We start from the raw sequence: 8,720 nt of genomic DNA on the forward strand, positions 1-8,720 counted from the left end.
GCGACACGCCGTCCCGTCGGCGTGTCGCTGTCTCATACTCACCGCAAACTCAGATGCCGGGCGCACCCCTACGCTCCCGGGATCGCCACCGCCCGGCCCGTGACCCGCACCCGCTCCTCGTCGGGGCGTATGTCGACGAGGAGATCGCTGGGCCGCCCCATGTCCTCGCCCTGCCGGATCCGGACCCTGGTCTCCTCCGTCACCAGCCCGAGCGCCCGCAGATAGCCGCCGAAGGCGGCGGCCGCGGCGCCGGTGGCCGGGTCCTCCACGACGCCACCGGGCGGGAACGGGTCGCGGGCGTGGAAGTCGAAGCGGTCCGCGGCCTCGCGCCACACCAGGTGGACCGTGGTCCACCCGTGGACCCGCATCAGCTCTTCCAGCGCGTCGAAGTCGTAGTCCAGGGCGGCCAGCCGCTCGCGGGTGGCCGCGGCGAGAACGAGGTGGTCGTTGCCCGCGAAGGCGATATGCGGCGGAAGGGCCGGGTCCAGGTCGTCCCGCGTCCAGCGCAGGGCCTTCAGCACCTGCTCGGTCAGGGTCTCGTCGGCCGGGCGGGAGTGCGTGGGCGCGCTGGTGAGGGTGGCCTGCGGGGCCCCGCCGTCCCCCTCCGCCCCCTCGTCCAACGTCGTCGCCACGCGGATCTCGCCCGCCATCGTGTCGAAGACCAGCTCTCCCGGGCCGATGCGCTCGGCGAGCGCGACGGCGGTGGCGATCGTGGCGTGTCCGCAGAACGCCACCTCGGCGCGGGGGCTGAAGTAGCGCAGCCCGTAGCGGCGCGCGGCCTCGTCCCGCGCCGTGATGAACGCGGTCTCGGAGTAGCCGACCCGGGCGGCGACGGCCACCATCTCGGCGTCGTCGAGCGCCGTGGCGTCGAGCACCACGCCGGCGGGGTTGCCGCCGGAGGGGTCGGTGGTGAAGGCGGAGTAGCGCAGGACCTGGTCGTCGTTCTCAGTGGACGTGCTGTCTGCGGTGGGTGCCGTGTGTGCGGTCATGGGGATACCGTTTCACCGGGCCACCCATCGCGTCCAACGATTCTTTTCGCTCGCTCCCATCGAGAACCCCGATATCCCCAGCTAGGCTGAGGTCCTGATGGACACCAGACTTCTGCGCACCTTCGTTTCCCTGGCCCGCACCGGCAGCTTCACCGCCGCGGCCACCGAGCTGCACCTCGCCCAGTCCACCGTCACCGTCCAGATCCGTTCGCTGGAGCGGGAGCTCGGCACGCGCCTGTTCGACCGGCTGCCCGCCGGCACCACCCCGACCCCATCCGGACGGCGGCTGCTCGAAGAGGCCGAGCGGGTGCTGGACGCCGAGGCCCGGCTGCGGGCGACCGCGGCGGCGGGGAACGGCGCGGGGGCGGACGGGGCGGTGGAGGGCCAGGTGGCCCTCGGCGCGGGCGAGTCGCTGTGCTCATCGCATCTGCCCCGGGTGATCGCCTCGCTGCGGCGCACCCACCCGGGCGTGGACGTCCATCTGCACGCGGCCGGCACCGCCGCGGCCATGGAGGGGCTGCGCTCGGGACGGCTCGACCTGGCGCTTCTCCTGGAGCCGGAGGTCGAGGCCGCCGACCTGGTCGCGCAGCCCATCGCGTACGAGCCGCTGGTGTACGTGGCCGCGCCCGGCCACCGGCTGGCCGGGCGCGAGGCGGGGTGGCCGGAGCTGGCCGACGAGAGCTTCTTCGTCCACGAGGAGGGCTGCTCGTACAGCGACCGGCTGGTGCGCTCCCTGCTCGCGCTCCCCGACGCGCGGCCCCGGCTGACCCGGTTCGGCAGCATCGAGGCCGCCCGGTCCTGTGTGGCCGCCGGGCTCGGGCTCACGCTGCTGCCGCAGGCGACCCTGGAGCGGCAGCTGCGCGACGGGCTCCTGGCCCGGGTCGACGGTCCGCCGGTGCCGCCCGTACCGGTCCAGCTCACCCGGCACCGCAGGCGCTGGATCTCGCCCGCGGGCCAGGTGGTCGCCGATGAGCTGACCCGCCTGATCGGCCCCGGCCCCGGCCCCGCGTCAGCGCCCTCCGCACACTGACGTCAGTGGTCCTCGGCCGTGGGCTCCAGGACGAAGACCGGGATCTGGCGGTCCGTCCTCTGCTGGTAGTCCGCGTAGTCGGGGTACGCCTCCACGGCCCGCGCCCACCACTGGGCCTTCTCCTCCCCGTGGACCTCCCGGGCCGTCATGTCCCGGCTCGCCGTGCCGTCCCGCAGCTCGACCCGGGGGTCGGCCACGACGTTGTAGTACCAGACGGGGTTCTTGGGGGAGCCGCCCAGCGAGGCGACCGCGGCGTAGCTGCCCCCGTGCTCGACCCTCATGAGCGGGCTCTTGCGGATCTTGCCGGACTTGGCGCCCCGGGTGGTCAGGAGGATGACCGGCAGCCCCCGGATCGACATCCCCTTGGTGCCACCGGAGCTCTCGATCTGCTCGACCTGATCGCGTACCCACTTCTCGGGGCTCGGCTCGTACTCGCCCTGCAGAGGCATGGCTTCCGTCCCATCGTCGAACGACTCGTGACTGGCCCTCTCGCAGTATCCAACGCCCGGCCGCCGCCCCGACATTCCAGCGCGGCCGGAGCGGGCCCGGGTCAGCCCCGGCCGCGCAGCCGCCGCCACACCGCGCGCGCCGCGTGGTGCCCGGACATGCCGTGCACCCCGGGCCCCGGCGGGGTGGCCGAGGAGCACAGGAAGACCGACGGGTGGGCAGTGGCGTACGGGACGCGCGCCAGCTTGGGGCGGATCACGGTCTGCAGGCCCGCGAAGGCGCCGCACGCGATGTCGCCGTCCACGTAGTTCGCATTGCGCATCGCGATCTGGGGCGGCCCGGCCACGGCCCGCGCGAGCACCAGATCCCGGAAGCCGGGCGCGAAGCGCTCGATCTGCCGCTCTATGGCCTCGGTGGCGTCCCCGTCCCAGCCGCGCGGGACATGGCCGTACGCCCAGAAGACATGCTTGCCCGCCGGGGCGCGCGAGTCGTCGACCACGCTGGGCTGGGCGGTGATCAGGAAGGGGACGTCGGGGGCGTGCCCGCCCGTGGCGGCCCGCAGCGCGGCGCCGATCTCACCGGCGGTGGGGCCGACGTGGACGGTGCCGGCGCGCCGGGCCTCCGGCGCGGTCCAGGGCACCGGGCCGTCCAGGGCGTAGTCGATCTTGAAGACGCCGGCCCCGTAGCGGAAGTGGCGGTACGCGTTGCCGAGCCCGGCGATCCGGGCCAGGGCGGTGGGCGACGTATCGAAGATGTACGCGCGGGCGGGCGGCAGCTCGTCCAGCCGCTTGACCTCCACGCCCACGTGGATCGCGCCGCCCTGCTCACGCAGATACGACCCGAGCGCGTCCGAGATCGACTGCGAGCCGCCGCGCGGGACGGGCCAGCCGACGGCGTGCCCCGCGAGCGCGAAGAACAGCGCGAGGCCTGCCGTGCCGATACCGCTGGTCGGCGAGATGGCGTGGCCCGCCATCCCCGCGAGTATCGCGCGCGCCTTCTCGTCGCGGAAGCGGCGGCTGAGGAGAGTGACGGGCTGCGCGGCGTGCAGTCCGAAGCGCGCCCAGGTCACCGGGTCTGCGGGCAATCCGTCCCACGCGGTGCGCAGGAAGTCACGGGCGAGGTTGTCCCACCTGCCGATGTACGGGGCGATCAGCCGACGGTACGTACCGGCGTCGCGCGGGCCCAGCGACATGGCCGTCTCGCCGACCGAGCGGGCCAGGACGGCGGCCGTGCCGTCCGGGAAGGGGTGGGCCAGCGGCAGCTCGGGGTGCAGCCACTCCAGGCCGTGCCGGGCGAGCGGCATGGCGCGGAAGGCCGGGGAGCCGATGCCCAGCGGGTGCACCGCGGAGCAGGGGTCGTGCCGGTAGCCGGGGAGGGTGAGCTCTTCGGTGCGGGCGCCGCCGCCGATCGTCCCGGCGGCCTCGAAGATCTCCACCGCAAAGCCGCGGCGGGCCAGTTCGACGGCCGCGGTCAGCCCGTTCGGCCCGGCACCCACCACGACCGCGTCGAGCATGGACGGCACGTCGGGTCTCCCTCCCCGTGCTGAGGAATACTTGAAGCATTCTGAGGAACGGTCAGCCGGCGGCCCGGTCGGCCGGGGCGCCCAGCAGGCCCAGGATATGCCGTACGGTCGCCGCGTCCCGCGCCGCGGTGAAAGGAAGCGCGTTTCCGCCCGTGATACGGAACGGATCGCCGGCCACCGTCGCGCTCGCGCCGCCCGCCTCGTCGACCAGCAGCAGCCCGGCGGCGTGGTCCCAGGAGTTCTCCCAGGTGAAGGCGGTCGCGTCCAGCAGGCCCCGGGCCACGTTCAGATACTCAAGGCCGGCCGAGCCGCACGGGCGCGGCGCGACACCTGGTGTCCGCAGGACGGACAGGGTGCGCTTCTCCGTGTCCGTGGTGAAGTCGTAGTGCGAGATGGCGACTTCGAGCTCCTTGCCGGGGTCGGGGTGGCCGGCGCGTATCGGCTCGCCGTTCAGCACCGCTCCCCCGCCGCGGCGCGCGACGGCCATCAGGTCGAGCGCCGGGGCGTAGGTCCACGAGGCCAGCAGCTCGCCGCGGTGGGCGAGGGCGACCAGCATCGCGAAGCCCGGGTCGCCGTGGACGAACTGCCGGGTGCCGTCGACCGGGTCGACGATCCACACCGGCGCGTCCCCGCCCAGCGCGCCGAGCACGGACGGGTCGGCGTGTACGGCCTCCTCGCCCACCACTGCCGAGCCGGGCAGCAGCGCGGTGAGCGAGGCGGTCAGCTGCTCCTCGGCCTGGCGGTCGGCGACCGTCACCAGGTCGTGCGGGCCGTTCTTCTCGACGATCTCGTGGTCGGCGAGCTGCCGGAACCTCGGCATGACCTCGGCGGCGGCCGCCTTGCGCACCGCCTCCTCGACATCGGACAGTGCACCGGAGACCAGAAACTGCTCGAACATGCTCCTCATGGAACCATGTCCCGGCGACGGCCGGTGACCGGGCGGCGGCCACAGAATGGCCGCCGCGTGAACGGCCTCAGCAGCAGCTGTGGTGGGCGTGCTCCTCCTGGTGCCACCAGTAGCGCTCGCGGGCGGGGCCCTGCGGTACGTCGGCCATGCTCGGCGCAGCCGCGCTGCGTACGGACGCGGCGCTGCGTACGGTGGCGCTGCTTCCCGTGGCCGCCGCGCCTCGTACGCCCGCCGCCGCGCCCGAGGACTTCCCGCTCACCAGGTCGTCCACCGAGTGCACCACACCCCCCAGCACCACGCTCCGCACCGCCGCGGCCGCGCGGATGTCGCTCAGCGGGTCGCCTTCGACCAGCACCAGGTCGGCGAGCTTCCCCGGCTCCAGGGTGCCCATCCGCGTGCTCATGCCCAGCGCCCGCGCGCCCTCGGCGGTGGCGGAGCGCAGCGCCTGGTGGGGGGTGGCGCCATAGCGGACCATGGCCTGGAGGTTGAGGTGGTAGTAAATGGCCGGGGGTACGAGCGGGCTGTCGGTGCCCACCCCGACGTGCGCCCCGCCCTCCAGCAGCCTGCGCACCGTCGCCCCGTGCCGGGCGACGAAGGCCAGCAGGTCGGTGGGGACGGTCTGCTGCGCCGCCGCCACGCCGCCGCGGAACTCCTCGTACTCCGCCTCGCTCATCAGCGAGGTGAGCCGCCGGTCGCCGACCGCCCATTCGGCATAGCGGTAGAGCGCCGCCCGGGTGGCGGGCAGACCGGCGCCGGACAGCCCGAAGGTCGGGGTGAAGGCCATACCGGAGGCGATCAGGGGCTCGGTCATGTCGTCGTAGGCGTGGCCGAGGTGGGTCTCCTTCTGGCGGCGGCCGTAGCGGCTGGTGCCGCCCAGGTGCTCGGTGCCGTCGGCGCCGAAGCCGAGCGGGCCGAAGAGGTAGTGCGAGGTGGCGCGCAGCCCGAGCCGGTGGCCGCCGCGGACGGCGGCGCGCTGCATCGCGTACGGCAGCCGTACGTACGTCTTGACCAGGTCGTGGCCCAGCGCCTCGGCCTTGGCGAGTTCGCGCTCCAGCTCCTCGGTGTCGGTGATGGGGCGGCCGGAGGAGTAGTAGATGCGCGAGCCGTCGATCAGATCGCCCGCCGCGAAGACCCGGGGGCCGACGCGGCGCCCGGAGGCGGTGGCCTCCTTGGCCTCGACGGCCGCGTAGTGGGCGGTGCCGGGCGAGCGGACCGCCGTCACACCGTACGACAGCCACAGCTTCATGGTGTCGGCCCGCTGCCAGGGGCCGTGTTCGTGGACGGCGATCAGACCGGGCAGGGCGGTGAGGTGGCGTGCGTCGACGGTACGGCCACCGCCCCCGGCGCGGACCGATCCGCGCGCCACGATCGACTTGATGCGGTCGCCCTCGATGACGATGTCGACGTCGTGGCGCAGCGTCTCGCCCGTGCCGTCCCACACCGCGCCCACCTGCACCACCGTGCGGCCGGTCGGCTTGGCTGGGCGCCAGGTCAGCTTGACCGGGACGGTCCGCGCGCGGCCCGTACGGGCGTCGGCCAGGCGCAGCCGGCCATTGGAGAGGTAGAGCAGCGAGCGGGAGTCGGCGCTCCAGCTGGGGGCGTCGGCGGTCTCGTCGTTCAGCCGGCGCGCGGTCCCGGTCGGCCGCCCGGCGGCGTCCAGCGCGCTGAGGTGCAGGGTGCCGCCGACGATGTACGCGGTGTGCTTGCCGTCGGGCGAGTGGACCGGGCCCGCGTCGATGCGGTTGACCAGGGACTTGCCGGGGACGGGGTCGTCGTAGTGCGCCTCGCCGCTGGCCAGGTCGACGGTCAGGACGCGGTTGAAGCCCTCGCGGTAGCGGGCGGTGACGGGCGCCAGGGCGGCCAGCGAGAGCTTGCTGCCGTCGGCGGAGAAGGTGGGCCTGCCGGGCGAGTTGAGCGGGCCGGCGACCTTGCGTACGGCGCCGGTGGCCACGTCCACGGTGTGCAGGGTGCCCGCTCCGAGGCCGAAGGCGACGCTCGCGCCGTCGGGGCTGAACGCCGGGCCCGAGGCCGCGTCCTGGAGGTCGGTCAGCCGGCGGGTCGTGCCGTCGGCGATGTCGTACGCCCACAGGTCGGCGGCGCCGCCTCGGTCGCTGACGTAGACGAGGGTGGAGCCGTCGGGGGACCAGGCGGGGTCGGTGTTCAGATGTCCGTCGGAGACCACGGCCTTGGGCGCGGAACCCTTGCCCCTGGGCGGGTTGACGGCTCCGATCCAGATGTCACCGAGCGCGGCGAAGGCGATCCGTTCGCCGTCCGGGGAGAGGGACGGGGAGACGATGCCCTTGACGGGGCGGGGGGAGGCGGAGGCCGGGGCCGCGTCGCTGTCGGGTGCGGCGGGCCGCTCCTGGACGCGGGGGACGGTCAGATGGGCGGCGAAGGCGATGTCCTTCGCTTCCTTGGCCTTTGTTGTGCCTCCGGAGGGCCCTCCGGAGAGCTTTCTGCGGCGGATCTTGCCGTCGGCGGTGTAGAACACCTCGTCCGCGGAAGGCCAGCGGGCCGCGAACGGGAACACGTCCTCCTCCGCGTCCGACACCGTCTCGCCGTCGACCACGAGGGCGGTGCCCGCCGAGCCGAGGTGGACATAGCCGAAGCGGGCGCCGTCCGGCGAGAAGGAGGGGCCCGCCACCCGCCCCTCGGTGACGGTGGCGAGCGTGGTGCGCTTGCCGTCGGCGTCGACCTGGACGACGCTCTGCGGGGCGTCACCCTTGCCGGAGGTGAAGGCGATCGCCTTTCCGTCGGGGCGCCAGAAGGGCTGCGCCTGCTGGACGGTGGCGTCCGCGCTCGGCGCCCACACCTTGGCGGCACCGCTGTCGAGGTCGAGGACGTGGATCGCGTACCGGCCGTCGGCCTCCCCCGCGTAGGCGATCCGCTTGCCGTCCGGGGAGAACCGCGGCTCGCGGTGGTCGGCACTGCCCTTGGTCAGCCGGCGCGCCCCGGTGCCGTCGGCACGGGCGAGCCAGAGGTGGAAGTTGCCGTCGGTGTACGACTGGTAGACCAGGTGGCGGCCGTCGGGCGAGAAGTCGGGCTCGGTCGCCTCCTGGTCGATACCGGTGAGCCGGGTGGCCTCGCCGCCGGCGGCCGGGACGGTCCAGAGCAGATTGAGCAGATCGAGGACGACGGTCCGGCCGTCCGGGGAGAGCGCGGCGGAGGCGTTGGTCGCCTGGGTGACGGTGATCCGCCGGGTGGCGCCGTCCGCGGCGTTCTCGGCCTGCTCGGTGTTCTCCGTGTTCTCGGCCGCGTTCGCCACCGTGGCGAGCCCGGTCAACTGGCCACCCAGCCACAGACTCCCGGCTCCAGCCGCGGCCTGTCCGCCGCGCCGGATGAGCTTTCTGCGCGATATGCCCACAGCCGTACCCTCCACTTGAAGATCACGATCTTGCCGAACCTAAAGGCACGGTCAAGCGGAGGAACAGCCCCCGGAAATAGGTGTTACCTGAACTTAATCGCGTCTCCGGCCTGCCACCCCGATAACGGATGGCTATAACAGGAGGTCTTGGACAGCGGTCGCATCCCGGAGGCAGCGTGAAACGCGGCGGCGCCGACCCAGCGCCGGACCAACCGACCGGAAAGGACGCGACCGCGATGCGCGCTCTGCTGTACGACCCCGAAGCTCCCCAGGGCCTGCGGCTCGGTACGGCCTGGGGTGCGGTAGGGATCGGGAGAAGGAGCGGCGTCCGGTGCGGTCGATCGCAAGGCGCCGGAAGGTCCTCGTAGCGGAGCTACTAGGGCGTTTCGGCAACGCCGCGAGCGGCCGTGCCGGGCGTCGCGACGCCGAACGGAAGAGAACAGGTCTGAAATAAAGTCACC

6 protein-coding genes are annotated in these 8,720 nt (G+C 73.6%); 1 reads left to right on the forward strand and 5 read right to left on the reverse strand.

Features of this window, described 5'->3' with window-relative positions; translation table 11 throughout:
- Positions 1 to 68 precede the first annotated feature (68 nt).
- Entirely contained in the window at positions 69 to 989 is a 921-nt protein-coding gene (locus tag ACWDSL_RS49870; RefSeq protein ID WP_450495967.1) for a PhzF family phenazine biosynthesis protein, read from the reverse strand.
- A 97-nt stretch (positions 990 to 1,086) separates the two neighbouring features.
- On the opposite strand from ACWDSL_RS49870, the gene ACWDSL_RS49875 reads away from it, so the two are divergent.
- Positions 1,087 to 2,019: a LysR family transcriptional regulator gene (locus ACWDSL_RS49875; protein ID WP_450495969.1), complete on the forward strand. Its 933-nt coding sequence runs from the start codon at positions 1,087 to 1,089 to the stop codon at positions 2,017 to 2,019.
- Between the two features lie 2 nt (positions 2,020 to 2,021).
- Here the strand turns inward: ACWDSL_RS49875 and ACWDSL_RS49880 are convergent, their stop codons facing one another.
- The 4 genes from ACWDSL_RS49880 to ACWDSL_RS49895 form a co-directional block, all read right to left on the reverse strand.
- Entirely contained in the window at positions 2,022 to 2,468 is a 447-nt protein-coding gene (locus ACWDSL_RS49880; RefSeq protein WP_450495971.1) for a nitroreductase family deazaflavin-dependent oxidoreductase, read from the reverse strand.
- Between the two features lie 101 nt (positions 2,469 to 2,569).
- Positions 2,570 to 3,979: a phytoene desaturase family protein gene (locus tag ACWDSL_RS49885; protein ID WP_450495977.1), complete on the reverse strand. Its 1,410-nt coding sequence runs from the start codon at positions 3,977 to 3,979 to the stop codon at positions 2,570 to 2,572.
- 61 nt (positions 3,980 to 4,040) lie between these two features.
- Positions 4,041 to 4,886: an inositol monophosphatase family protein gene (locus tag ACWDSL_RS49890; protein WP_450495973.1), complete on the reverse strand. Its 846-nt coding sequence runs from the start codon at positions 4,884 to 4,886 to the stop codon at positions 4,041 to 4,043.
- A gap of 76 nt (positions 4,887 to 4,962) precedes the next feature.
- The gene (locus tag ACWDSL_RS49895; RefSeq protein ID WP_450495975.1) at positions 4,963 to 8,259 is read right to left on the reverse strand and encodes an amidohydrolase family protein; all 3,297 of its coding nucleotides are present in this window, start codon (positions 8,257 to 8,259) and stop codon (positions 4,963 to 4,965) included.
- Between the last annotated feature and the right edge of the window lie 461 nt (positions 8,260 to 8,720).

This window comes from Streptomyces sp. NPDC000941 (assembly GCF_053599555.1).